Source organism: Kitasatospora sp. NPDC041988, assembly GCF_055588525.1.
On the sequence record NZ_JBVJCO010000007.1, the window covers coordinates 102,002 to 123,972 of the forward strand.

Sequence of the window (21,971 nt, forward strand, 5' to 3'; positions counted from 1 at the left end):
AGGGGACGGGTTGTTGCACCGGGTGACAGAGGGCGGCCGCGGGCCTGTTCCCCTTCCCCCCCCCCCCCCCCCCCCCCCCCCCCCCCCGGGCCCCGTCCGCATGCGCACACCCACGACATTGCGGAACTTTCCAACGGAGCTGGCCATGACGCAGGCACCCACCACCGACCTCCTTACCCGGGCCCGGGCCTGGCTGGCCGAGGACCCAGACCCGCAGACCCGCGAGGAGCTGGCCGCGCTGCTGGCCGAGGCCGAGGGCCCGGACGCCGAGTCGGACAGCAAGATCGCCTGGTCCCAGCTGGCCGAGCGGTTCTCCGGCCGCCTCCAGTTCGGCACCGCCGGCCTCCGCGGCGAACTGGGCGCGGGCCCGATGCGGATGAACCGCGCCGTGGTGATCCGGGCCGCCGCCGGCCTGGTCGCCTACGTGAAGAAGCAGAACCTCGGCGACCTCGTCGTCATCGGCTACGACGCCCGGCACAAGTCGTACGACTTCGCCCGCGACACCGCCGCCGTGGTGGTCGGCGCCGGCCTGCGCGCCGCGCTGCTGCCGAGCGCCCTGCCCACCCCGGTGCTCGCCTTCGCCGTCCGCCACCTCGGCGCGGCCGCCGGTGTCACCGTCACCGCCAGCCACAACCCGCCGCAGGACAACGGCTACAAGGTCTACCTGGGCGACGGCTCGCAGATCGTCCCGCCGGCCGACGCCGGGATCGCCGCCGAGATCGACGCGATCGGCACGCTCGCCGAGGTCCCGCTCGCCGAGGACGGCTGGGACGTGGTCGGCGAGGAGGTCGTCGAGGCGTACCTGGCCCGCGCCGTCTCGATCGTGGACCCGCACAGCCCGCGCGATCTCGACGTGGTCTACACCCCGATGCACGGCGTCGGCCGCGACACCCTGGTCGCCGCGTTCCGCCGAGCCGGCTTCCCCGCGCCCACCGTCGTCGCCGAGCAGGCCGAGCCCGACCCGGACTTCCCGACCGTGGCCTTCCCCAACCCGGAGGAGCCGGGGGCGATGGACCTCGCCTTCCGCACCGCCGCCTCGGTCGGCCCCGACATCGTCATCGCCAACGACCCGGACGCCGACCGCTGCGCGGTGGCCGTCCCCGCCAACGGCAACGGCAACGAGTGGCGGATGCTCCGCGGCGACGACGTCGGCGCGCTGCTCGGCGCGGCGCTGGTCGCCAAGAAGGCCGCCGGCACCTTCGCCACCACCATCGTCTCCTCCACCCTGCTCGGCCGGATCGCCGAGGCGGCCGGCGTCGGGTACGCCGAGACGCTGACCGGCTTCAAGTGGATCGCCCGCGCCGACGGCCTGCGCTACGGCTACGAGGAGGCGCTCGGCTACTGCGTGGACCCGCAGGGCGTGCGCGACAAGGACGGCATCACCGCCGCCCTGCTCGTCGCCGAGCTGGCCGCCACCCTCAAGCAGTCCGGCCGCACGCTGACCGACCTGCTGGACGACCTGGCGCTGGAGCACGGCCTGCACGCCACCGACCAGCTCTCCGTCCGCGTCCAGGACCTCTCGCTGATCGCCGACGCGATGCAGCGCCTGCGCGAGCAGCCGCCGACCGAGCTGGCCGGCCTGAAGGTGGCCCAGGCGGACGACCTGACCGCCGGCTCCGCCGACCTGCCGCCCACCGACGGCCTGCGCTACTACCTGGCCGGCGAGGCCGTCCGCTCGGCCCGGATCGTGGTCCGGCCGTCCGGCACCGAGCCCAAGCTGAAGTGCTACCTGGAGGTCGTCCTCCCGGTCGCCTCGGCCGCCGAGCTGGCGGGCGCCCGCGAGCGCGCCGCCGAGCTGCTCGCCGCGGTCAAGCGCGACCTGGCCGCGGCCGCCGGCATCGACGCCTGACCCACCCCGCGCACGCCGAAAGGGGCCGCCGGAGATTCTCCGGCGGCCCCTTCCCGTCTGCTCCCGTGGCGCTTGGGCCTAGGCCGCGATCACGGTGATCAGCGCGGCCAGGCCGGCCAGCGTCGGCGCGATGATCCACCAGCACCAGCGGACGGTCACCGGCCCGGCGGCGTCCGGGCGCGACGCGTTCCGCTCGGCCATGTCCTGCAACACCCCGACCACCTGGTCGGACCAGGCCCGGTTCGGGTCCGGCGCACCCTCGACCACCGTCGGCGCCGGCCGTCCGAAGGTCGCCCCCAGCCGGGAGGCGTGTCGGTCCGCCCCGCCGCGCTGCTCGATCCGGCCGGCCCGCTTGCGCTGCCGCAGCGACACCGGCACCGCCCACACCTGGTACTTCTTGTCACCCGCCAGCAGCTCCACCGAGTACCCGGCCCGCAGCGCGTCCACCGACGCCCACGGCGCCGTGATCGTCCGCAGCGGATTGCGCACCACCAGTCGCCGGTCGTTGGCCAGCACCGCAGGCCGCAGCGTGTAGGCGATCACCGGGAAGGCGAACACCGGCACGGCCGCCAGCGACACGTACGGCGTCTTCCCCGTCCCGTTCAGCGCCGCGTCCCCGATCAGCCACCCGGCCACGGCCAACAACAGCACACCGGAGATCACGCCGGGAATGGAGCGGTACACGCGGTCGGCGTACACGGGCTCCCCATCGGAGCCGGCCGAGCCCTGGTGGGGCCTGCCGTCGGATTCGGTCATGCCCACGATTCTGCCCCATGCCCCCCACGATCTACAGGGGTGACGAGCCGGGTACGTGGGGTTCGGAGGTCTCGGTCCGGCATCGAAAAGGTCCCGGCCTAGCGCGATGTTACGCGCGTAGATATGCTGGTCTGGTGACTATGTCCACTCTTGCAGCCAATGCCCCCGGCGTTGCGGGCAGCGGTCTCCAGGACGTTGCGGCGTCCGAGGCCTCGCTCCGCCGCTTTCTGCACGGCCTGCCCGGCGTCGACCAGGTCGGCCTGGAGGCGCGTGCCGCCACTCTCGGTACCCGCTCGATCAAGACCACGGCGAAGGCGAACGCCATCGACCTGGCCATCTCGATGATCGACCTGACCACGCTCGAAGGCGCGGACACGGCCGGCAAGGTGCGCGCGCTCTGCGCGAAGGGCCGGACCCCCGACCCCACCGACCCGACCACTCCCCGCGTCGCCGCGATCTGTGTCTATCCGGACATGGTCGCCACCGCGAAGGCCGCGCTGCAGGGCACCGACATCCAGGTCGCCTCCGTCGCCACCGCGTTCCCCGCCGGGCGCGCCGCGCTCCCGGTGAAGCTGGCCGACACCGCCGACGCGGTCGCGGCCGGCGCCGACGAGATCGACATGGTGATCGACCGGGGTGCCTTCCTCTCCGGCCGCTACCTCGACGTCTTCAACGAGATCGTCGCCGTCAAGGAGGCGTGCAAGCGCCCGGACGGCACCTCCGCCCACCTCAAGGTGATCTTCGAGACCGGCGAGCTGCAGACGTACGACAACGTGCGCCGCGTCTCGTGGCTGGCGATGCTGGCCGGTGCCGACTTCATCAAGACCTCGACCGGCAAGGTCGCCGTCAACGCGACCCCGCCGGTCACCCTGCTGATGCTGGAGGCGGTCCGCGACTTCAGGGCGCAGACCGGCGTCCAGGTCGGCGTGAAGCCCGCCGGCGGTATCAAGACCACCAAGGACGCGATGAAGTACCTGGTGATGGTCAACGAGACCCTCGGCGACGACTGGCTGACCCCGCACTGGTTCCGCTTCGGCGCCTCCAGCCTGCTCAACGACCTGCTGATGCAGCGTCAGAAGCTCACCACCGGACGGTACTCCGGTCCCGACTACGTGACGGTGGACTGATCACCATGGCCAAGAAGAAGACCATCGAGGAGCCCGTGGCCCCCAAGCGCGGCGGCCTCTTCGAGTACGCCCCGGCCCCCGAGTCGCCCGCCGCCGCAGGTGACATCGCCACCTCCTACGGCCACTTCATCGGCGGCGAGTTCGTCGACTCCTCCGGCAGCGAGGCCCTGAAGACGGTCAACCCGGCCACCGAGCAGGTGCTCGCCGAGTTCGCCCAGGGCACCGACGAGGACGTGGACCGCGCGGTCGCAGCCGCCCGCAAGGCCTTCGCCGACTGGTCGGCGCTGCCGGGCAGCGAGCGCGCCAAGTACCTGTTCCGGATCGCCCGGATCATCCAGGAGCGCAGCCGCGAGCTCGCCGTGCTGGAGTCGATCGACAACGGCAAGCCGATCCGCGAGACCCGCGACGTCGACCTGCCGCTCGTCGCCGCGCACTTCTTCTACTACGCCGGCTGGGCCGACAAGCTGGACTTCGCCGGCTACGGCCCCAGCCCGAAGCCGCTCGGCGTGGCCGGCCAGGTCATCCCGTGGAACTTCCCGCTGCTGATGCTGGCGTGGAAGATCGCCCCGGCGCTGGCCACCGGCAACACGGTCGTCCTCAAGCCGGCCGAGACCACCCCGCTGACCGCGCTGCGCTTCGCCGAGATCTGCCGCCAGGCGGGCCTGCCGAAGGGCGTCGTCAACATCGTCACCGGCGACGGCCGCACCGGTGCCGCGCTCACCGCTCACCCGGACGTCAACAAGGTCGCCTTCACCGGCTCCACCCCGGTCGGCCGGGCGATCGCCAAGCAGCTGGCCGGCACCCGCAAGAAGCTCTCGCTGGAGCTCGGCGGCAAGGCCGCCAACATCGTCTTCGACGACGCGCCGATCGACCAGGCGGTCGAGGGCATCGTCAACGGCATCTTCTTCAACCAGGGCCACGTCTGCTGCGCGGGCTCGCGCCTGCTGGTCCAGGAGTCGATCCAGGACGAGCTGCTGGACGCCCTGAAGCGCCGGATGGGCACCCTGCGGGTCGGCGACCCGCTGGACAAGAACACCGACATCGGCGCCATCAACTCCGCCGAGCAGCTGGCCCGGATCACCGCGCTGACCGACGCCGGTGAGGCCGAGGGCGCCGAGCGCTGGTCGCCCGCCTGCGAGCTGCCGGGCACCGGCTTCTGGTTCAAGCCGACCATCTTCACCGGCGTCAGCCAGGCCCACCGGATCGCCCAGGAGGAGATCTTCGGCCCGGTCCTGTCGGTGCTGAGCTTCCGCACCCCCGCCGAGGCGGTCGAGAAGGCCAACAACACCCCGTACGGCCTCTCCGCCGGCATCTGGACGGAGAAGGGCTCGCGGATCCTGTGGGCCGCGAACCGGCTCAAGGCCGGTGTGGTCTGGGCCAACACCTTCAACAAGTTCGACCCGACCTCGCCGTTCGGCGGCTACAAGGAGTCGGGCTACGGCCGCGAGGGTGGCCGCCACGGTCTGGAGGCCTACCTCGATGTCTGATGTCGTGAGCCGTCTTGATGTCCTCAAGACCTACAAGCTGTACGTCGGCGGGAAGTTCCCGCGCTCCGAGAGCGGGCGGGTGTACGAGGTGACCAAGGCGACATCAGCCGCTGACGCGGCGGGCAAGCGCGAGTGGATCGCCAACGCCCCGCTGGGTACCCGCAAGGACACCCGCGACGCCGTCCTGGCCGCCCGTGCGGCGGTCAAGGGCTGGGCCGGCACCACCGCGTACAACCGCGGCCAGGTGCTCTACCGGGTCGCCGAGATGCTCCAGGGCCGGCGCGAGCAGTTCGCCGCCGAGGTGGCGCTCTCCGAGGGCATCGGCCCGAAGAAGGCCGCCGCCCTGGTGGACGCGGCGATCGACCGCTGGGTCTGGTACGCGGGCTGGACCGACAAGGTCGCCCAGATCGCGGGCGGTGCCAACCCGGTCGCCGGGCCGTACTTCAACCTCTCCACCCCGGAGCCGACCGGCGTGGTCGGGATCGTCGCCCCGCAGGCCGGCTACGGGCACTCGCTGCTCGGCCTGGTCTCGGTGATCGCCCCGGCGATCGCCACCGGCAACACCGTCGTGGTCGCGGCCGCGGCCGACGCCCCGCTGCCGGCCCTGTCGCTGGGCGAGGTGCTGGCCACCTCGGACGTCCCCGGCGGCGTGGTCAACATCATCTCCGGCCGCACCGCCGACATCGCGCCCACCCTGGCCTCGCACCAGGACATCAACGCGCTGGACCTCACCGGGGCGATCGCCGCCGACGGTCCCGGCGCGGCGGGCACGCTGGAAGCCGCTGCCGCGGATACCCTGAAGAGGGTGGTCCGTCCGGAGCTGGACCCGTTCGCCCAGGACTGGACCAATGCTCCCGGTACCGACCGGCTACTCTCCTTCCTGGAGACGAAGACGGTCTGGCACCCGATGGGGATCTGACCGTCCCGTCGGCCACCGAGTAACAACTCCACAAGCTGGCCGTCCCCAGTGCCCTCTCCCCCCAGGGCCCGGACGGTCATTGGACGGACCCGCGCCTCTCCCCCCCTGGCGCGGGTCCGTCGACTTTCGTCGCCGCGGGCTTCCGTCTTTCGGCGCTCCCGCCCGCCCCCGCTGCCCGAGCAGACTGTGGATCACACCGCACACCGAGGGGGACGCACGTGGGAGAGATCGTCGGCGAGCTGATGGCGCTGTTCGCGGACGGGTTCGTCCGCCGGCTGCACCTGGCCCGGACGCGGCGGCGGCTGGCCGCCCGCAAGGCGGTCCGGATCCCCTGCTCCGCCCGGTCCCACCGGCCCGGCTGGCCCACCGGGCGGTACGCCAACGGCAAGCTGCGGGTCACCCCGGGCGCACCGGTCGTGGTCTTCGCCGTCCGCGGCGGGGCCGGCCTCGAACTGCCTGCCGGCGGGACCTTCCACGAGCCCGAGCCCGACACCTGGCACGACCAGGACTGGGCCGCCACCGCCTACCTGGTGCCCGGCGCCGGGGAGCCGGTCTTCCTCCAGGTGGACAGCGGCTACCTGCCGCTGCTGCACGCCGCGCTCACCGCGCCCGCCGCCGTGGCGGACTCGACGGGGAAGGTCCGAACCGGGCTCGGGAAAAGCTGATCCGACCGGTTTCGGCATCCGGCCCGGATGCGTCAGACTGGTGTCTCGTGAGTGACTCCCCGCTGAACCCTGTGCCGATAGCCCGCGCCCGGGTGGTCCTGCTGTCCGGGCCCTCCGGTTCGGGGAAGTCCTCGCTGGCCGAGCGCAGCGGCCTGCCGGTGCTCCAGCTCGACGACTTCTACAAGGACGGGGACGACCCCACCCTCCCGCGGCTGCCCGACGGCGCGGTCGACTGGGACTCCCCGCTCGCCTGGCACCGCGAGCAGGCCGTCGCCGCCATCCGCCGCCTGCACGAGACCGGCCGCGCCGACGTCCCGGTGTACTCGATCCCGGACAACGGCCGCATCTCCACCCGGGTGCTGGACCTCGCCGGCGCCCCCGCGTTCATCGCCGAGGGCATCTTCGCCGCCGAGATCACCTCCGACTGCGCCGCCGAGGGCGTGCTGGGCGATGCGCTCTGCCTGCGCAACGGCGCCCTCACCACCGCCTGGCGCCGGCTGCGCCGGGACGTCCACGAGGGCCGCAAGTCGCTGCCGGTGCTGCTGCGCCGCGGCTGGCGGCTGATGCGGGCCGAGCGGTCGATCGTCGGCCGCCAGGTCGGCCTGGGCGCCCACCCGTGCACCGGCCCGGAGGCGGACCGGCGGATCCGCGCGGCGGCGGCGCGGGAGCTGTCCGCGGTCTGAGCGCCGTCCGCCGCGGCCCGCGGCGCGGGTCCGAGCCTCGGTGATCTGCGGACCGAACCACCGTGGACATGAACGAACGACGGGCCCGGTGCGTCTCCCCCGCACCGGGCCCGTCGCCTTCCCGGACGGCCGTAGGGCTCCCCCGGCTACGCCGCTCCCCCGAGCCGGCGCCACCAGTCCCTGACCGTCCTCACCCGTCCCCCGACGGGAGTCCTCTGTTGTTTCCTCCGTACCTACGGTCGTTACGCGACCAGCTCGCCGAACGCCCGGACGGTGTCGCCCGAGTTGTTCAGCTGGTCGTCGTCGCGCAGCCGGCGCAGCGCGCGCCAGATGCTGCTCTTGACCGTGCCGACGCTGATGCCGAGCACGTCGGCGATCTCCGGGTCGGTCTTGCCCTGGTAGTACCGCAGCACCAGCATGGTCCGCTGGTTCTCCGGCAGCTTGGCCAGCGCCTGCCAGAGCACGGCGCGCAGCTCGGTGCCGCCCATCGCGTCGGTGTCGCCGGCCGTCTCCGGCAGCTCCTCGGTCGGGTACTCGCTGACCTTGCGGCGCCGCCAGGCGGAGATGTGCAGGTTGGTCATGGTGCGGCGGAGGTAGCCCCCGACCGCGGCCTTGTCGGTGATCCGGCCCCAGGCCCGGTAGGTGCTGAAGAGCGCGCTCTGCAGCAGGTCCTCGGCCTCGTAGCGGTCACCGGTGAGGTGGTACGCCGTGGCGTACAGGGAGGCGCGGCGCTCGCGCACGTACGCGGTGAACTCCTTGGTGTGGTCCTCCGCGACGGCCGGGTGCTCCCCCTGCGCGTCTCCCTGTCCCGCCTCGGTGGTGCGGGCCGCTGCGGGGTTCAGCCGCAGCAGCGTCGCACCGGCGGCCTCGCGGCCGGCCGACTCCCCCGAGTCGGCCTTCCGCAGGCCGGTTCCCCCGATCCCCCTGGTTCCCCCGTTACCCCCCAGGGCGTCCTTGCCCTCGACGCGGACGGGGAGGATCCCCCGCAGCGTGAGGGTGTTGGCGGAGTCGACCGCACTCCCCATCCGGCCGATTCCGTACAGCTCCCCCTGCCTGCCGCCGCCGCTCACCCGGCCGGCAGCAGTGTTTCCACCGGTGCTGTGTGCGCACCCCCGTACGATCACGGCACCGGAGGTCTCGTCGGTCCTGACCTCGTACCTGGTCCGGTGGGTGGTCGCTGAGGAACGCGCGGTGCGGTCAGCCGGGTTGGTCCGGGCCTGAAGCATGGCGTTCATCGTGCGCCCCCTTGGTCGGTACGAGCGGTCCCTGTTGCCGCCTTCCAGTCGGCCTGTTGGCCCGCTGTCCTGCGGCGACATGGAAAATCTTGCCCGCCGGTTGTGATGGCGCTGTCCGCCGACTGTCACAGGGGTGTCACAGGGGCGGGGCTTTCATCCCGCACTCCCATCTGCCGTCACGGACGCCGGTGGCACGCATTCCGGTTCCCGCGCGGCCGGTGGGCGATGGGCCGGTCCGGGCCGGGGGGTGATTCGGCGCCCCGGGTGAGCCAGAATGAGGCCGTGCCTTTCCTCCTTCTGATCGAGGACGACGACGCCATCCGCACCGGCCTCGAACTCGCCCTCACCCGCCAGGGCCACAAAGTGGCCACCGCCGCCTCCGGCGAGGACGGTCTGAGGCTCTTCAAGGAGCAGCGGCCGGACCTCATCGTGCTGGACGTCATGCTGCCCGGAATCGACGGCTTCGAGGTCTGCCGCCGCATCCGCCGGACCGACCAGCTGCCGATCATCCTGCTCACCGCCCGGTCCGACGACATCGACGTGGTGGTCGGCCTGGAGTCCGGTGCGGACGACTACGTGGTGAAGCCGGTGCAGCCGCGCGTCCTGGATGCCCGGATCCGGGCCGTGCTGCGCCGCGGCGAGCGGGAGAGCTCGGACTCCTCCGCGTACGGCAGCGTGGTGATCGACCGCGCGGCGATGACCGTCACCAAGGACGGCGAGGACCTCCAGCTCACCCCGACCGAGCTGCGGCTGCTGCTGGAGCTCAGCCGCCGGCCGGGGCAGGCGCTCTCCCGGCAGCAACTGCTGCGGCTGGTCTGGGAGCACGACTACCTGGGCGACTCCCGCCTGGTGGACGCGTGCGTGCAGCGGCTGCGGGCCAAGGTCGAGGACGTCCCCTCGGCGCCGACGCTGATCCGCACCGTGCGCGGGGTCGGCTACCGGCTGGACCCGCCCGCATGACCGCCGCTGCCCGCCCGCTCGCCCCGATATCCCTTCTGATCTTCTGATCCTCCGGTTTCGCAACGACAGGCTCCCGTGACTGACCATCAGACGACGACCCGCCGGTTCTCCTCGGGCCCGTGGCGGCGGCTGCGCTCCCTGCGGGTGCGGCTGATCGCGGTGTTCGCCGCGGTCGCGCTGCTCACCGCCGTCTCGGCCTCCGGCATCGCCTACTGGCTGAACCGGGACGCCGTGCTCAAGCGCGCCCAGGACACCGCGCTCAACGACTTCCGGGTCTCGCTCAGCCGCAACGTCTCCGAACTGCCGTTGAACGCCACCTGCGCCGAACTGGCCCAGCTCGCCTCCAACGTCGCCAGCTCCGGGCTCAGTTACGAGGTGGTGGTCACCGACGCCGCCCACCCGGAGTGCACCGCCTCCTCGGACCCGACGCGCTACACGCTCGCCAACGTCCCGGCCAAGCTGCGGGACATCGTCGCCAAGCAGCGCGACATCACCGAGAGCAACCCGTACCCGTACCACCTGTACTGGCAGCGGCAGAACCTGGAGGGCCGGCCGTACGTCATCGGCGGTACCAAGGTGGTACCGACCGGCCCGACCGCGTACATGTTCAAGTCGCTGGAGAACGAGCGGGCCGACCTCAACACGCTCGGCTGGTCGCTGGCCATCGCCACGCTGCTGGCGCTGATCGGCTCGGCGTTGCTCGCCCAGGCCGCGTCCGCGACCGTGCTGCGCCCGGTCAAGCGCCTCGGCGAGGCCGCCCGGCAGCTCGGCGAGGGCCACCTGGACACCCGCCTCGAAGTCGAGGGTTCGGACGAACTCGCCGACCTGGCAAGGACGTTCAACCGCACCGCGGAGTCGCTCCACGAGCAGGTCGAGGAGCTGAGCGCGCGCGAGGCACAGAGCCGGCGGTTCGTCGCCGACATGTCGCACGAGCTGCGCACCCCACTGACCGCGATGACCGCCGTCACGGACATCCTGGAGGACGAGGCCGAATCGCTGGACCCGATGATCGAACCGGCGGTGCGGCTGGTGGTCAGCGAGACCAGGCGCCTCTCCGACCTGGTGGAGAACCTGATGGAGGTGACCCGCTTCGACGCCGGCACCGCCAAGCTGGTCGCCGACGAGGTGGACATCGCCGACCTGATCATGTCCTGCATCGACGGCCGGGCCTGGTACGACGCGGTCGAGCTGGACGCCCCGCGCGGCGTCCGGGCCGTCGTCGACCCGCGCCGGCTCGACGTCGTCTTCGCCAACCTGATCGGCAACGCCCTCAAGCACGGCGGCTCGCCGGTGCGGGTGAAGGTCCGCGAGTCGGACGACGCCATCACGGTGGAGGTCTCGGACAGCGGCCCCGGCATTCCCGAGGACGTGCTGCCGCACGTCTTCGACCGGTTCTACAAGGCCGACAAGGGGCGGGCCCGCTCGGAGGGCAGCGGGCTGGGCCTGTCGATCGCGATGGCCAACGCACAGATCCACGGGGGGACGATCACGGCCGCCAACGGGGAGGTGGGGGCGGTGTTCACACTGACGCTGCCGTTGGCCCCGCCGCCCCCTCCGGCCGACGCTTCCGAGGAGAGTGCGCAGTGAGCGCCCGTCCGTTCCGCCTTCCCGCCTGCTGCGCCGTCGGCGCGGTACTGCTCGCACTCGCCACCGGCTGCGGGATCCGCCCGACACCCGTGCCGGTGGACGCGGGCGCGCCGGCCAGCCGGACCGCCTGCCCGACGGCGCCGCAGATACCCACCGCGCTGTCCACACCCTCGCCCGCCGGGCCGACGGCGCCCGCCGCGCACGCCTCGGCGAAGGCGGGAGGAAAGCCGTCGCCCTCGCCGGCCGTCGTCTCGCCGACCCCGCCGGCGGACAACCCGTTCAGCGCGCTGCCGACGCCGTCGGCCTCGGCGTCCGCGACCTGCCGCTGACCGGGCAGGCCGGGCCCGGAGGGCTTCGCGGGCGTGCGCCGGAATGTTCACGCCTGTCGTGGAACCGCCGCGCCACCGGCTCACGTCCTTCCCCGCGTGCAGCGAGATGGCACCAGGACACGCGACGAGCGTTCCGGCGTGCGGACCGAGACCGGGCCGGCGGCGGCCGTCCACCGTTCCCTCCGCATGGCGGGCCTCCTGGGACTCACCCTCCATCTGGTGCTGGCCGGCTGGCTCGTACTGAGACCGCTGCCGGTGGCCTGGGTCTACGACGCCAACCTGACGCCGCTGGCCTCGCTCCGCTTCTCCACCGCCGGACAGGTCCTCGGCGAACTGCTGCTGCTGGCCCCGCTCGGCGTGCTGCTCCCGCTGGCCGGCGGCCGGATCCGGGCCCCCTGGCTGCCGTCCTTCCTCCGCACCACCGGCGCCTCGGCCCTGCTGGCCACCGCGCTGGAGTTCCTCTCCTCCTGGGCCCCGGGGCACGTCCTCGACGTCGACCACATACTGTTCGCCGTCGCCGGCGTGGCCGCCGCCCACCTGGCCCTGGTGCCCGCCTCCCGCTCGCTCGCCCTCCACACCGCCCGCCGCACCCCGGCCGCACCCCCGACGCCCCCGCTTCCGGCCCCGGCGGCGCCCGCCGCCGTCTACGCGGAGCCGGTCTCCTCCCCCGGCCGCTGAGGGGTCAGCCGCTCGCCGGGCAGTAGTCCCAGCCCCTGGTGGCGCACGGCCCGGAATCGATCACCACCCCGTCCTCGACCCCGGCTACCCGGCCGTCCGGACGCGGCCGCCGACTTCGATCAGGCCGTCGGCCCGCACCGCCGTGACGATCTGCGAGCCGAGGCCCTGGGTGATCGTCAGATCGCGGCCCAGCTCGGCGGTCAGCAGCAGGGCGGCGGCGCCGGTCGCCTCGTCCTCGTCGATCCCGTCGCCGCGGCCCGGGAAGGCCCGCGCCCGGACGGTGCCGGCCGCTTCGTCCTGCCAGGCCCAGGCGTAGATCCACTCGCCCGGCGGCGGCACCTCCAGGGCCTCCACCTCCGCGGCCGAGCCGTACTGCTTCGTCGTCCGCCCCGGAGCCCACTCCGGGCGCGCCGCGATCCGGGTGAACTCGCCCTCGTGGCGCACGCCGACCACGCCGGCGGCGGTGACCAGCCGGTCCGCGCCGAGCAGCCAGGCGGCGCCGACGCACGGGTGGCCGGCGAAGGGGAGGCGGACGCTCGGCGTGTAGATGTCGATGGCGCCGCTCCCGGCGTCGTCCACGAAGACGGTCTCGCTGAAACCGAGTTCGCGCGCGAGTGCCAGCCGGTCCGCCTCGCCGGGGACGGCGGCACCGTCGCGGACCACACCGAGTTCGTTGCCGTGCGCGCCGTCGGGGCCGCAAAAGACGCGAAGGACCTCATAGTCAGTCATCCGCCCACCCAACCACGGCCGTGATGGGGATTCGGCAATGACTCCGTGATGAAAAGGCGGGAGCGGTTGTCCGCGCGTTCCAGTACTGTGCGCACTCGTCCCCATCAGCAGTTCTTCCTCACTCCCCACAGGAATGCCTCCGTGAATCTCGACTTCGGCGTCGATCCCCTCTTCTCCTGGTACGTCGTCCTGCTGGCGATCAGCGGCATCGCCATGGTCATCCTCGGCGCCATCAACCTCGGTGGCGGCCTGAGTGGCGGCTGGCGCGTCATCAACGTGCTGGCCGGTATGGCGTTCGCCGGCTACGCGTACTACCTGGCGTTCGTCTTCGAGGGCGGCGAGTACCGCATGTTCTTCCAGGCGTTCATCCTGCCGTTGCTGCTGATAGCCAACGCGGTGAAGGCGCTGCTGGCCCGCAGCACGCCGGCCCCGCAGCCGGTCCCGGCCCCGCCCGCAGCGCCGTACAACCCGAACGTGCCGTACAACCCCAACGCGCAGTACGACCCGAACGCCCCGCAGAACCCCAACGCGCAGTACAACCCGTACGCCCAGTCGGCGCCGGTCCCGCCGCAGGGTGTCCCCGGCGCTCCGGCCGCCCCGGTCGCCCAGCCCGTTCAGCCCCAGGCCCCGCAGTACCCGCAGCACCCGGCCGGCTGACCTGCCCCGTCACGGCAGGGAGTCCCGCGACGCCGCCGTGCGCGGTGTCCGCGGAGGCAGGTACGGCCGCTGCGCCGGGGCCGCGGCACGAAGCCACGGCCCCGGCACGCCGGTCAGGGCGTGAGCCGGTGCAGGTCCGGCAGGCGGCACCCACCCGCCGTCATGAGGGCAGGAACACCGACGGACCTCGGGGGCGCCCCCGAGGAGAACCCCTAGTGCGGGTACTCCCTACCGGTGAGGAACACCGGGGCCAGGATCGGCATCCGGGGTGAGGATCCGGCGGCGAACGCGGCGGAGCATGGAAGTACGCCGACCGGAGGGACCGGAACAGGCGCGAAGACCACGGAGAACGTCATGAGCCGCCTCGCCCGCCCCCGTCACAACCGCGTCATCGCCGGCGTCTGCGCCGGGATCGCCGAGCGCTTCGGCCTGACGCCCTGGACCGTCCGGATCATCTTCCTGGCTTCCTGCCTGCTGCCCGGCCCGCAGTTCCTGATCTACCTGGCGCTCTGGCTGCTGTTGCCCCAGGAGCCGTGAACCGGCGCCCGGAACGCCGAACGGGCCGCCCGCGCCCCGGGATCACCGGGTGCGCTGGCGGCCCGTTCGGCCTGCGGGAGGTGTCAGCCGCCGAGGCCGGGCAGCGGGAGGGCCCCGGTCAGCCCGCCGATCGGGGTCTTGTCCAGGCCCGGGACGCTCGGCACACCGGCGCGGGTGGCGGCGTCGCCGGCCGGGGCGACGGCCTGGCCGGCGCTCGGGGTGAGGGTGCCGAGGGTGCCGGCGACCTTGTCACCGCCGGGCAGCTTGCTCGCGGTGTCGGCGACGGCACCGGTGACGGCGGGGTTGCTCACCGCGCCGGTGGGAAGCCCGAGGCCGCCGGCGGCGGCGGGGTCGGCGGACGCGCTGCCGACGCCGACCGCCGCGATGGCGATGCCGAGCACGGCGGTGCCGGCGGCCTTGAGACTGGCCTGCTTCATGTTCGTCCCCTTGGATCCTCGTCGGTGGCCGACATTCACGGCAGGCAGCGGGTTCCGCCGCCACGGCCGGTCGGCGATGACTGGCACACCGTAGTGATTGGATCGCACGAGGATCAAAGGCGGTTAACCCACACGAGTGGGTAGTCAGATGAACGCCAACGCCCTTACGGGACAAAGGCGTTCATCCGACCCCATCACACGCCCTCAGGCGCCGGCGCTGAACAGCCACTCGGCCTTGAGTTCGGCGTAGCCCGGCTTGATCACATCGCTGATCATCGCCAGCCGCTCGTCGAACGGCAGGAACGCCGACTTCATCGCGTTCACCGTGAACCACTCCATGTCGCCCAGCGTGTACCCGAACGCCTCCACCAGGTGCCCGAACTCGCGGCTCATGCTGGTGCCGCTCATCAGTCGGTTGTCGGTGTTGACCGTCACCCGGAACTTCAGCCGGCTGAGCAGCCCGATCGGGTGCTCGGCGTACGAAGTGGCCGCCGCGGTCTGGAGGTTGGAGGTCGGGCACATCTCCAGCGGGATGCGCTTGTCGCGCACGTACGCGGCCAGCCGGCCGAGCTCGACGCTGCCGTCCTCGTTCACCGTGATGTCGTCGACGATGCGGACACCGTGGCCGAGCCGGTCGGCGCCGCAGCACTGCAGGGCCTCCCAGATCGACGGCAGGCCGAACGCCTCGCCCGCGTGGATCGTGAAGTGGTTGTTCTCGCCCTTGAGGTAGTCGAAGGCGGCCTGGTGGCGGGTGGGAGGGTAGCCCGCCTCGGCGCCGGCGATGTCGAAGCCGACGACGCCCTGGTCGCGGTGGCGGTTGGCCAGCTCGGCGATCTCCTGCGAGCGCGCGGCGTGCCGCATCGCGGTGATCAGGGTGCCGATCCGGATGCGGTGGCCGGCGGCGCGGGCGTTGGCCTCGCCGAGGCGGAAGCCCTCCTGGACGGCCTCGACGACCTCGTCGAGGGTGAGGCCGGCCTCCAGGTGCTGCTCGGGGGCGTAGCGGACCTCGGCGTAGACGACGCCGTCGGCGGCCAGGTCCTCGGCGCAGTCGGCGGCGACCTTGATCAGGGCCTCGCGGGTCTGCATGACGGCGCAGGTGTGCGCGAAGGTCTCCAGGTAGCGGACCAGCGAGCCGGAGTCGGCGGCCTCGCGGAACCACTCGCCGAGTTCCTTCGGGTCGGTGGTGGGGAGGCCCTCGTAGCCGACCGCGGCGGCCAGCTCGACGATGGTCTCGGGCCGGAGCCCGCCGTCGAGGTGGTCGTGCAGGAGCACCTTCGGGGCGCGGGCGATCTGCTCGGGCGTGGGGATCCGGGGGCCGGTGCCCGCGGTGGTGACAGGGATCTGGTTCTCCATTGCGGGAGTGTAGCTCCTACGCGCGTAGACAGGCCACACCCCACACGGCCGGTTCCGCCAATGTGCACCCTGAATTCCACCGAATGGGCGAGCCGCGCCGCGCCGCCCCCACAGACCGAGCCGTCCGGCCCTCACCAGCCACGCCGTCCGGCCCTCGCCGCGCCACGCCGCCCCCGCCCCTCAGTCGTGCTGCAACAACCGCCCGCGCCGCGACAGCACGAAGTCCCGGAACGCCGCCACCGGCGGGGTCAACGGCCGGCCCGCCGCCCAAGCCAGGCCGATCGCCCGCCGGGTCCTCGGCGCCGTCACCTCCAGCTCCACCACCCCGGGCCGCGGCACCAGCGCGGGCGGCAGCAGCGCCACCCCCAGCCCGGCCGCGACCAGCCCGCGCAAGGTCTCCGCCTCCTCCCCCTCGAACGCGATCCGCGGCACGAAACCGGCCTCCGCGCAGAACCCGTCGGTGATCGCCCGCAGCCCGTACCCGCGCTCCAGCCCGACGAACGGCTCCTCCGCCACCTCCGCCAGCCGGATCCGCCGCCGCCCGGCCAACCGGTGGTCGGCCGGCACCACCAGGTGCAGCCGCTGCTCGTCCAGCGGGCGAGCCACCAGCGCCGGGTCCTCGTCCGGCACCGGGGCGACCAGGCAGAGGTCCAGTTCACCGGCGCGCAGCCGCTCCAGCATCGCGCCGACGTAGTCCTGCACCAGCTGGAACCGCACCTGGGGGTGCGCCGCCCGGAAGCCCCGCAGCAGCGCCGGCACCGCGTCCGTCCCCATCGTGTGCAGAAAGCCGAACGCCACCCGCCCGACCGCCGGGTCCGCCTCCGCCCGGGCCGCCTCGGCGCCGCGCTCGACCTCGGCGAGCGCCCGCTCCACCGAGGCCAGCAGCAGCCGGCCGGCCCGCGTCAGCCGGACCGTCCGGCCCTGACGGGCCAGCAGGTCCACGCCCAGCTCCGCCTCCAGCCGGGCCACCGCCCGGGACAGCGTCGGCTGCGGCATGCCCAGCAGCGCGGCCGCCTGCGTCACGTGCTCCAGCCGGGCCACCGCCGCGAACTGGGCTAGCCGGGGCGCCAGTTGGGCGGCCGGCAGCTCCGGGCCCAGCTCGGCGAGCCGGTGCGGGAGCTCGAACCCATCGGAACCGCCCGTTCCCTGCGTCACTCTTCCCCGTCCTCACCACGCCAACCTGCGCTCATACCCTGACGCATGCATTATCGATGGATCATGCATTGGACGCATCAGCGGCGACGGTCCTAACGTCGACGCCATGCAGCCCTCCAGTACCGGGGCATCCGTGGCCACTCCGGATGCCCTCGCCCAGCCGTCCCCACTCCCCGCCGGCACCGACGGTCGCCACCACGACGACCGCCACCGCCCCGGGCAGCGCGCCTTCCGCCGCGCCAACCTCGCGCTCTTCGCCGCCGGTGTCGCGACCTTCGTCCTCCTCTACTCCACCCAGGGCCTGCTGCCGGTCCTCTCGGCCGACCTCGACCTCACCCCCGGCCAGGCCAGTTGGACGGCCTCCGCCGCCACCCTCGGCCTCGCCCTCGCCCTGCTCCCGGCCAGCGCGCTCTCCGACCGGTACGGGCGCACCGCGGTGATGACGGCCTCCACGCTCGCCGCCTCCGCCCTCGCCCTGGCCCTGCCGTTCGCCCCGGACCTCACCACCCTGGTCGTCCTCCGCGCCCTCCAGGGCGCCGCCCTCGCCGGGCTGCCCGCCACCGCGATGGCCTACCTCGCCGAGGAGGTCCACCCCAGCGCGCTCGCCTCCGCGATGGGCCTGTACGTGGCCGGCAACAGCATCGGCGGCATGGGTGGCCGGCTGCTCTCCGGCTGGGTCGCCGCCGGCTTCGGCTGGCGCTGGGGCCTCGCCGCCTCCGCCGCCCTCGCCCTGCTCGCCGCGCTCGCCTTCCGGCTGCTGATCCCCGCCGCCCGCCACTTCACCCCGGCCACGGTGGACGCCCGCGCCCTCGCCCGTACCGTCGGCCGCCACCTGCGCAACCCGCTGCTGGTCCGGCTGTACGCGCTCGGACTGCTCTTCATGGCCGTGTTCGGCGCGGTCTACAACACCGTCGGCTACCGCCTGATCTCCGCGCCGTTCCACCTGCCGGAGTCGGTCGCCGCCTCGATCTTCGTGGTCTACCTGGTCGGCACCGGCACCTCGGCCGCCGCCGGCCGCCTGTCCGGACGGCTCGGCCGCCGCGGCGCCCTCTACGTCTCCATCGGCGTGACCGCCGCCGGCCTGCTGCTCTCCCTGGCCGGCTCGCTGCTCTGCGCCCTGCTCGGCCTGGTCCTGATCACCGCCGGCTTCTTCGCCGGCCACGCCACCGCCTCCTCGGCCGTCGGCCGCACCGCCACCGAGGGCCGCGCCCAGGCCTCCGCGCTCTATCTGATCGCCTACTACCTGGGCAACAGTCTCGGCGGTACCGTCGGCGCCGACGCCTACCACTCCACCGGCTGGCCCGGCGCGGCCGCCGTCGGCCTCACCGCCATGACCCTCGCCGCCGCCGTCACCCTCTACGCCACCCATCAGGCCCACACCGCCCGCCGCACCACGAACGGGCTGCCGGGCAGACTTTCCGCCCGGTAGACTTTCCCCATGGCAGACCTCAAGCGCCGTCGCCGCCCCCACCTGGTGTCCACACCCGTGCGGAAGAAGGGTGTGGTCACCATCCCGCAGGAGATAAGGGAGCAGCTCGATCTCCAGGAGGGCGACCAGTTGGTCGTCGCGGTGGAGGACGGCCGGATCATCCTGACCCCGGCCTCCGTCATCCCCGACGACCAGGCGTGGTTCTGGAGCCCGAGTTGGCAGGCCAAGGAGCAGGAGGTCGACGAGGCCATCGCCCAGGGCGAGCGCGGCGAGGTCTTCGAGAACGGCGACGAGTTCCTGAAGTCCCTTGCCGACGAGGCCGGTCTCGACCTGGGGGAGATCAAGCGCCGTGCCGACGCATGAGTCACTGGCCCACTTCCTACGCGACCGGAAGAGCCTGACCACTGCTCAGCAGACTGCGTTCCTCGTCGCGGTCGCCCAGTTCGTCGCCGATCTGCGGGCCGGCCAGGGCTTCCGGCGGGGGCTGAGAGTGAAGAAGGTGCAGGGCCATCCGGATGTCTGGGAGCTGACCTGGGCGCCGGACGGCCGGGCCACCCTCAGTTGCGGAACGCCCGTCCAGGACGGTGAGCCGCACATCGTCTGGCGCCGCATCGGCACCCACGAGATCTTCCACCGCCCGTGACTTCCCCGGCGGATACCTGACGCTGGGTGTCAGGTATCCGCCGTAGCTTTCCTCTCGTCCCGCCAGATCGACCAGAGGAACCCGACATGGCCACCTTCGTTCTCGTCCCCGGCATGCTGCACGGCGCCTGGTGGTACCGGCCGCTCACCGACGGGCTGCGGGCGGCCGGGCACGAGGTGTACCCGCTGACGCTGACCGGGGTGAGCGAGCGCGGGCACCTGAACAACGCGGCGGTCAACCTGGACACCCACATCCAGGACGTGCTGGCGACGCTGGAGGCCGAGCAGCTGACGGACGTGGTGCTGGTCGGGCACAGCTACGGCGGGATGGTCCTCTCCGGGGTCGCCGACCGGGCGCCGGAGCGGATCGGGGCGCTGGTGTACGCGGACGCCTTCGTGCCGCGCAGCGGCGAATCGGCCTACCGGATCGTCAACGAGGTCTGGAAGCAGCGCTACCTGGCCGGCGCCGCCGCGGGAAACGGCTCCACCGTGGTCGGCCTGAGCCCCTTCCTCGACCCGCGTGCCACCGTCCACCCGCTGGGCAGCCTGTTCCAGCCGGTCACCCTCACCGGCGCGGCCGACACCGTCACCCGCCGCGTCTACATCCACGCCGAGCGCTTCGAGGACACCCCGTTCCTGGAGACCGTCGACCGCGTCCGCACCGACCCCGGCTGGACCGTCCACACGCTCCCCGTCGGCCACGACCTCGTCCGCGAGGCCCCCGAGGAGTTCCTCAAGATCACCCTCGCCGCCGCCGGGTGAACCCCCGCCCGGCAGTCGGTGAGCGCCGATAAACTCCGGACTATGAGCACCGATCCTGCTGTGTACGCCCGGTTGCGTGAGATCGCCGATCAGCTGCCGCAGGTGCCCGGGATAGGGAAGATCGAGATCGCCGACGGCGAGATCGTCATGATGATGTCGCCGGTCATGCGGCATGAGCTGGCCGTGCTGCGCATTGCCCGGCTGCTCAACGCCCAGCTGCCGACCACGCACCCCGGCCACATCGCCTACCACGGAGCGGACCTGGAGGACGCCGGGCTCGGCCGGCTGCGCAACCCGGATCTGATGGTCTTCCCCGAAGCCCTCTTGGAGAGCGCGCAGGCGGCGGTTCTCCCGCACGATGTGCTGCTCGTCGTGGAGATCGTCTCCAAGGCCAACCCCGAGAATGACTACCGCGACAAGGTCCGCGACTACTCGGCGATGGGCATTCCGTTCTATCTGATCATCGATCCCCGCACGGGTACGGGCATCGTGCACTCGGAGCTCGGCTACGCCTCCCGCGAGAAGTTCGTCTTCGGCGACAAGATCACCATCGGCCCCTGGACCCTCGACACCAGCGGCCTGCTCACGCACGCCTGATCCGGCGTACGTGAGCAGGAGCGCACCCGTCAGGCGATCCGGTCCAGCACGATCGGGTTCGGGGTGAACGCCGTGCCGGCCGGGGAGACCTCGATGCCGCCGGCGAGGGCCTCGATGGCGTAGTCGTAGCGCTCGGGGGTGTCGGTGTGCAGGGTCAGCAGGGGCTGGCCGGCCACCACGGTGTCGCCGGGCTTGGCGTGCATCTCGACGCCGGCGCCGGCCTGCACCGGGTCCTCCTTGCGGGCACGGCCGGCGCCGAGGCGCCAGGCGCAGACGCCGACGGCGTACGCGTCCAGCGTGGTGAGGACGCCCGACGCCGGGGCGGGGATGATGTGCTGCTCGCGGGCGACGGGCAGCGGGGCGTCGACGTCGCCGCCCTGGGCGGCGATCATGCGGCGCCAGTGGTCCATCGCGGAGCCGTCGCGCAGGGCGTCGGCCGGGTCCTTGCCGTGCACACCGGCCGCGGCGAGCATCTCGCGGGCCAGGGCGAGGGTCAGCTCGACGACGTCGGCGGGGCCGCCGCCGGCCAGCACCTCGACCGACTCGCGGACCTCCAGCGCGTTGCCCGCGGTGAGGCCGAGCGGGGTGGACATGTCGGTGAGCAGGGCGACGGTGTTGACGCCGGCCGTGGTGCCGAGGCCGACCATGGTGCGGGCCAGCTCGCGGGCGTCGTCCAGGTTCTTCATGAAGGCGCCGGAGCCGACCTTCACGTCCAGGACCAGCGCGCCGGTGCCCTCGGCGATCTTCTTGGACATGATCGAGGAGGCGATCAGCGGGATCGCCTCGACCGTGCCGGTGACGTCGCGCAGCGCGTACAGCTTCTTGTCGGCGGGGGCGAGGCCGTCGCCGGCCGCACAGATCACCGCGCCGGTGTCGCGCAGCACCTGGAGCATCTCCTCGTTGGAGAGCAGGGCGCGCCAGCCGGGGATGGACTCCAGCTTGTCGAGGGTGCCGCCGGTGTGGCCGAGACCGCGGCCGGAGAGCTGCGGGACGGCCGCGCCGCAGGCGGCGACGAGCGGGGCGAGCGGCAGGGTGATCTTGTCGCCGACGCCGCCGGTGGAGTGCTTGTCGCTGGTGGGCTGGGCCAGCGAGGAGAAGTCCATCCGGACGCCGGAGCGGATCATCGCGTCGGTCCAGCGGCTGATCTCCCGCAGGTTCATGCCGTTGAGCAGGATGGACATGGCAAGGGCGGACATCTGCTCGTCGGCGACCTCGCCGCGGGTGTAGGCGTCGATGACCCAGTCGATCTGAGCGTCGCTCAGCTCGCCGCGGTCGCGCTTGGTCCTGATGACGGAGATGGCGTCCATGGCTGCTCCATTGCTACCGGAGGGGTTCTGAAGGCTTTGCAAAGTTCTGAAAAGCCGTGAAAAGCGAAGAGTGTCGCGAGGTGGCCGGATT

The 21,971-nt window shown here is 72.7% G+C and carries 24 protein-coding genes; 17 read left to right on the plus strand and 7 right to left on the minus strand.

Annotated features, from left to right (window positions below; all coding sequences use genetic code 11):
- Positions 1-145 precede the first annotated feature (145 nt).
- Positions 146-1,849, plus strand: a complete 1,704-nt coding sequence (locus ACZ6NC_RS09860; RefSeq protein ID WP_465730818.1) for a phospho-sugar mutase — start codon at positions 146-148, stop codon at positions 1,847-1,849.
- A 78-nt stretch (positions 1,850-1,927) separates the two neighbouring features.
- Here the strand turns inward: ACZ6NC_RS09860 and ACZ6NC_RS09865 are convergent, their stop codons facing one another.
- Complete coding sequence (locus ACZ6NC_RS09865) at positions 1,928-2,605, minus strand: PH domain-containing protein (RefSeq protein WP_465730820.1); 678 nt, start codon at positions 2,603-2,605, stop codon at positions 1,928-1,930.
- 140 nt (positions 2,606-2,745) lie between these two features.
- On the opposite strand from ACZ6NC_RS09865, the gene deoC reads away from it, so the two are divergent.
- The 5 genes from deoC (at position 2,746) to ACZ6NC_RS09890 (ending at position 7,486) form a co-directional block, all read left to right on the plus strand.
- The gene (gene deoC / locus ACZ6NC_RS09870; RefSeq protein WP_465730822.1) at positions 2,746-3,732 is read left to right on the plus strand and encodes a deoxyribose-phosphate aldolase; all 987 of its coding nucleotides are present in this window, start codon (positions 2,746-2,748) and stop codon (positions 3,730-3,732) included.
- A 5-nt stretch (positions 3,733-3,737) separates the two neighbouring features.
- Positions 3,738-5,219 (plus strand): aldehyde dehydrogenase family protein, encoded by a 1,482-nt coding sequence (locus tag ACZ6NC_RS09875; RefSeq protein ID WP_465730824.1) that lies wholly within the window; start codon positions 3,738-3,740, stop codon positions 5,217-5,219.
- Positions 5,212-6,138: an aldehyde dehydrogenase family protein gene (locus ACZ6NC_RS09880; protein WP_465730827.1), complete on the plus strand. Its 927-nt coding sequence runs from the start codon at positions 5,212-5,214 to the stop codon at positions 6,136-6,138. The genes ACZ6NC_RS09875 and ACZ6NC_RS09880 overlap by 8 nt, the downstream gene beginning before the upstream one ends.
- Positions 6,139-6,356: 218 nt before the next feature.
- Entirely contained in the window at positions 6,357-6,803 is a 447-nt protein-coding gene (locus ACZ6NC_RS09885) for a hypothetical protein (RefSeq protein WP_465730829.1), read from the plus strand.
- A 47-nt stretch (positions 6,804-6,850) separates the two neighbouring features.
- A complete protein-coding gene (locus ACZ6NC_RS09890; protein WP_465730831.1) occupies positions 6,851-7,486 on the plus strand; it encodes an ATP-binding protein in 636 nt (211 codons plus the stop codon).
- A 242-nt stretch (positions 7,487-7,728) separates the two neighbouring features.
- Here ACZ6NC_RS09890 and ACZ6NC_RS09895 read toward each other — a convergent pair whose 3' ends face one another.
- Positions 7,729-8,511, minus strand: coding sequence for a SigE family RNA polymerase sigma factor (locus ACZ6NC_RS09895; protein WP_465731009.1), 783 nt, complete (start codon positions 8,509-8,511; stop codon positions 7,729-7,731).
- Between the two features lie 492 nt (positions 8,512-9,003).
- Here ACZ6NC_RS09895 and ACZ6NC_RS09900 point away from each other — a divergent pair, with 492 nt between their 5' ends.
- The 4 genes from ACZ6NC_RS09900 to ACZ6NC_RS09915 all read left to right on the plus strand — a co-directional run bounded on the left by ACZ6NC_RS09900 (position 9,004) and on the right by ACZ6NC_RS09915 (position 12,275).
- Entirely contained in the window at positions 9,004-9,681 is a 678-nt protein-coding gene (locus tag ACZ6NC_RS09900; protein ID WP_148644494.1) for a response regulator transcription factor, read from the plus strand.
- Positions 9,682-9,756: 75 nt separating this feature from the next.
- The gene (locus tag ACZ6NC_RS09905; protein WP_465730833.1) at positions 9,757-11,268 is read left to right on the plus strand and encodes an ATP-binding protein; all 1,512 of its coding nucleotides are present in this window, start codon (positions 9,757-9,759) and stop codon (positions 11,266-11,268) included.
- Positions 11,265-11,597 carry a hypothetical protein gene (locus ACZ6NC_RS09910; protein ID WP_465730835.1) on the plus strand — a complete coding sequence of 111 codons (333 nt, stop codon included), beginning with the start codon at positions 11,265-11,267 and terminating at the stop codon, positions 11,595-11,597. Before ACZ6NC_RS09905 ends, ACZ6NC_RS09910 begins: the two co-directional genes overlap by 4 nt.
- A gap of 138 nt (positions 11,598-11,735) precedes the next feature.
- Positions 11,736-12,275: a VanZ family protein gene (locus tag ACZ6NC_RS09915; RefSeq protein WP_465730838.1), complete on the plus strand. Its 540-nt coding sequence runs from the start codon at positions 11,736-11,738 to the stop codon at positions 12,273-12,275.
- Positions 12,276-12,359: 84 nt separating this feature from the next.
- Here the strand turns inward: ACZ6NC_RS09915 and ACZ6NC_RS09920 are convergent, their stop codons facing one another.
- Positions 12,360-13,004 (minus strand): PhzF family phenazine biosynthesis protein, encoded by a 645-nt coding sequence (locus ACZ6NC_RS09920; protein WP_465730840.1) that lies wholly within the window; start codon positions 13,002-13,004, stop codon positions 12,360-12,362.
- Between the two features lie 141 nt (positions 13,005-13,145).
- Here ACZ6NC_RS09920 and ACZ6NC_RS09925 point away from each other — a divergent pair, with 141 nt between their 5' ends.
- Both ACZ6NC_RS09925 and ACZ6NC_RS09930 read left to right on the plus strand, forming a co-directional pair.
- Positions 13,146-13,661 (plus strand): hypothetical protein, encoded by a 516-nt coding sequence (locus ACZ6NC_RS09925; RefSeq protein WP_465730842.1) that lies wholly within the window; start codon positions 13,146-13,148, stop codon positions 13,659-13,661.
- 354 nt (positions 13,662-14,015) lie between these two features.
- Positions 14,016-14,198, plus strand: a complete 183-nt coding sequence (locus ACZ6NC_RS09930; protein ID WP_329488007.1) for a PspC domain-containing protein — start codon at positions 14,016-14,018, stop codon at positions 14,196-14,198.
- A gap of 83 nt (positions 14,199-14,281) precedes the next feature.
- On the opposite strand, the gene ACZ6NC_RS09935 is transcribed toward ACZ6NC_RS09930, so the two are convergent.
- From ACZ6NC_RS09935 to ACZ6NC_RS09945, 3 genes are all read right to left on the minus strand, one after another.
- Entirely contained in the window at positions 14,282-14,635 is a 354-nt protein-coding gene (locus ACZ6NC_RS09935; protein WP_465730845.1) for a hypothetical protein, read from the minus strand.
- 204 nt (positions 14,636-14,839) lie between these two features.
- Positions 14,840-15,988 (minus strand): adenosine deaminase, encoded by a 1,149-nt coding sequence (locus ACZ6NC_RS09940; protein WP_465730847.1) that lies wholly within the window; start codon positions 15,986-15,988, stop codon positions 14,840-14,842.
- Between the two features lie 180 nt (positions 15,989-16,168).
- A complete protein-coding gene (locus ACZ6NC_RS09945) occupies positions 16,169-17,086 on the minus strand; it encodes a LysR family transcriptional regulator (RefSeq protein ID WP_465731011.1) in 918 nt (305 codons plus the stop codon).
- Between the two features lie 163 nt (positions 17,087-17,249).
- On the opposite strand from ACZ6NC_RS09945, the gene ACZ6NC_RS09950 reads away from it, so the two are divergent.
- The 5 genes from ACZ6NC_RS09950 to ACZ6NC_RS09970 all read left to right on the plus strand — a co-directional run bounded on the left by ACZ6NC_RS09950 (position 17,250) and on the right by ACZ6NC_RS09970 (position 20,573).
- Positions 17,250-18,572 carry an MFS transporter gene (locus ACZ6NC_RS09950; RefSeq protein ID WP_465730849.1) on the plus strand — a complete coding sequence of 441 codons (1,323 nt, stop codon included), beginning with the start codon at positions 17,250-17,252 and terminating at the stop codon, positions 18,570-18,572.
- A 9-nt stretch (positions 18,573-18,581) separates the two neighbouring features.
- On the plus strand, positions 18,582-18,935 hold the full coding sequence (locus ACZ6NC_RS09955) for an AbrB/MazE/SpoVT family DNA-binding domain-containing protein (protein ID WP_465730851.1): 354 nt from the start codon (positions 18,582-18,584) through the stop codon (positions 18,933-18,935).
- A complete protein-coding gene (locus tag ACZ6NC_RS09960; protein ID WP_465730853.1) occupies positions 18,922-19,215 on the plus strand; it encodes a hypothetical protein in 294 nt (97 codons plus the stop codon). Before ACZ6NC_RS09955 ends, ACZ6NC_RS09960 begins: the two co-directional genes overlap by 14 nt.
- An 86-nt stretch (positions 19,216-19,301) precedes the next feature.
- Complete coding sequence (locus ACZ6NC_RS09965; protein ID WP_465730855.1) at positions 19,302-19,976, plus strand: alpha/beta fold hydrolase; 675 nt, start codon at positions 19,302-19,304, stop codon at positions 19,974-19,976.
- 42 nt (positions 19,977-20,018) lie between these two features.
- On the plus strand, positions 20,019-20,573 hold the full coding sequence (locus ACZ6NC_RS09970; RefSeq protein ID WP_465730857.1) for a Uma2 family endonuclease: 555 nt from the start codon (positions 20,019-20,021) through the stop codon (positions 20,571-20,573).
- Between the two features lie 29 nt (positions 20,574-20,602).
- Here the strand turns inward: ACZ6NC_RS09970 and ACZ6NC_RS09975 are convergent, their stop codons facing one another.
- Entirely contained in the window at positions 20,603-21,880 is a 1,278-nt protein-coding gene (locus ACZ6NC_RS09975; RefSeq protein WP_465730859.1) for a thymidine phosphorylase, read from the minus strand.
- Positions 21,881-21,971: the final 91 nt, after the last annotated feature.

Bases quoted from the DNA above. Each gene is read 5' to 3' on its own strand.
- ACZ6NC_RS09920 (WP_465730840.1), bottom strand. From the start codon at position 13,004: ATGACTGACTATGAGGTCCTTCGCGTCTTTTGCGGCCCCGACGGCGCG.
- ACZ6NC_RS09935 (WP_465730845.1), bottom strand. From the start codon at position 14,635: ATGAAGCAGGCCAGTCTCAAGGCCGCCGGCACCGCCGTGCTCGGCATC.
- ACZ6NC_RS09860 (WP_465730818.1), top strand. From the start codon at position 146: ATGACGCAGGCACCCACCACCGACCTCCTTACCCGGGCCCGGGCCTGG.
- ACZ6NC_RS09880 (WP_465730827.1), top strand. From the start codon at position 5,212: ATGTCTGATGTCGTGAGCCGTCTTGATGTCCTCAAGACCTACAAGCTG.
- ACZ6NC_RS09875 (WP_465730824.1), top strand. From the start codon at position 3,738: ATGGCCAAGAAGAAGACCATCGAGGAGCCCGTGGCCCCCAAGCGCGGC.
- deoC (WP_465730822.1), top strand. From the start codon at position 2,746: ATGTCCACTCTTGCAGCCAATGCCCCCGGCGTTGCGGGCAGCGGTCTC.
- ACZ6NC_RS09895 (WP_465731009.1), bottom strand. From the start codon at position 8,511: ATGGGGAGTGCGGTCGACTCCGCCAACACCCTCACGCTGCGGGGGATC.
- ACZ6NC_RS09975 (WP_465730859.1), bottom strand. From the start codon at position 21,880: ATGGACGCCATCTCCGTCATCAGGACCAAGCGCGACCGCGGCGAGCTG.
- ACZ6NC_RS09865 (WP_465730820.1), bottom strand. From the start codon at position 2,605: ATGACCGAATCCGACGGCAGGCCCCACCAGGGCTCGGCCGGCTCCGAT.
- ACZ6NC_RS09965 (WP_465730855.1), top strand. From the start codon at position 19,302: ATGGCCACCTTCGTTCTCGTCCCCGGCATGCTGCACGGCGCCTGGTGG.
- ACZ6NC_RS09955 (WP_465730851.1), top strand. From the start codon at position 18,582: ATGGCAGACCTCAAGCGCCGTCGCCGCCCCCACCTGGTGTCCACACCC.
- ACZ6NC_RS09940 (WP_465730847.1), bottom strand. From the start codon at position 15,988: ATGGAGAACCAGATCCCTGTCACCACCGCGGGCACCGGCCCCCGGATC.
- ACZ6NC_RS09970 (WP_465730857.1), top strand. From the start codon at position 20,019: ATGAGCACCGATCCTGCTGTGTACGCCCGGTTGCGTGAGATCGCCGAT.
- ACZ6NC_RS09950 (WP_465730849.1), top strand. From the start codon at position 17,250: ATGCAGCCCTCCAGTACCGGGGCATCCGTGGCCACTCCGGATGCCCTC.
- ACZ6NC_RS09930 (WP_329488007.1), top strand. From the start codon at position 14,016: ATGAGCCGCCTCGCCCGCCCCCGTCACAACCGCGTCATCGCCGGCGTC.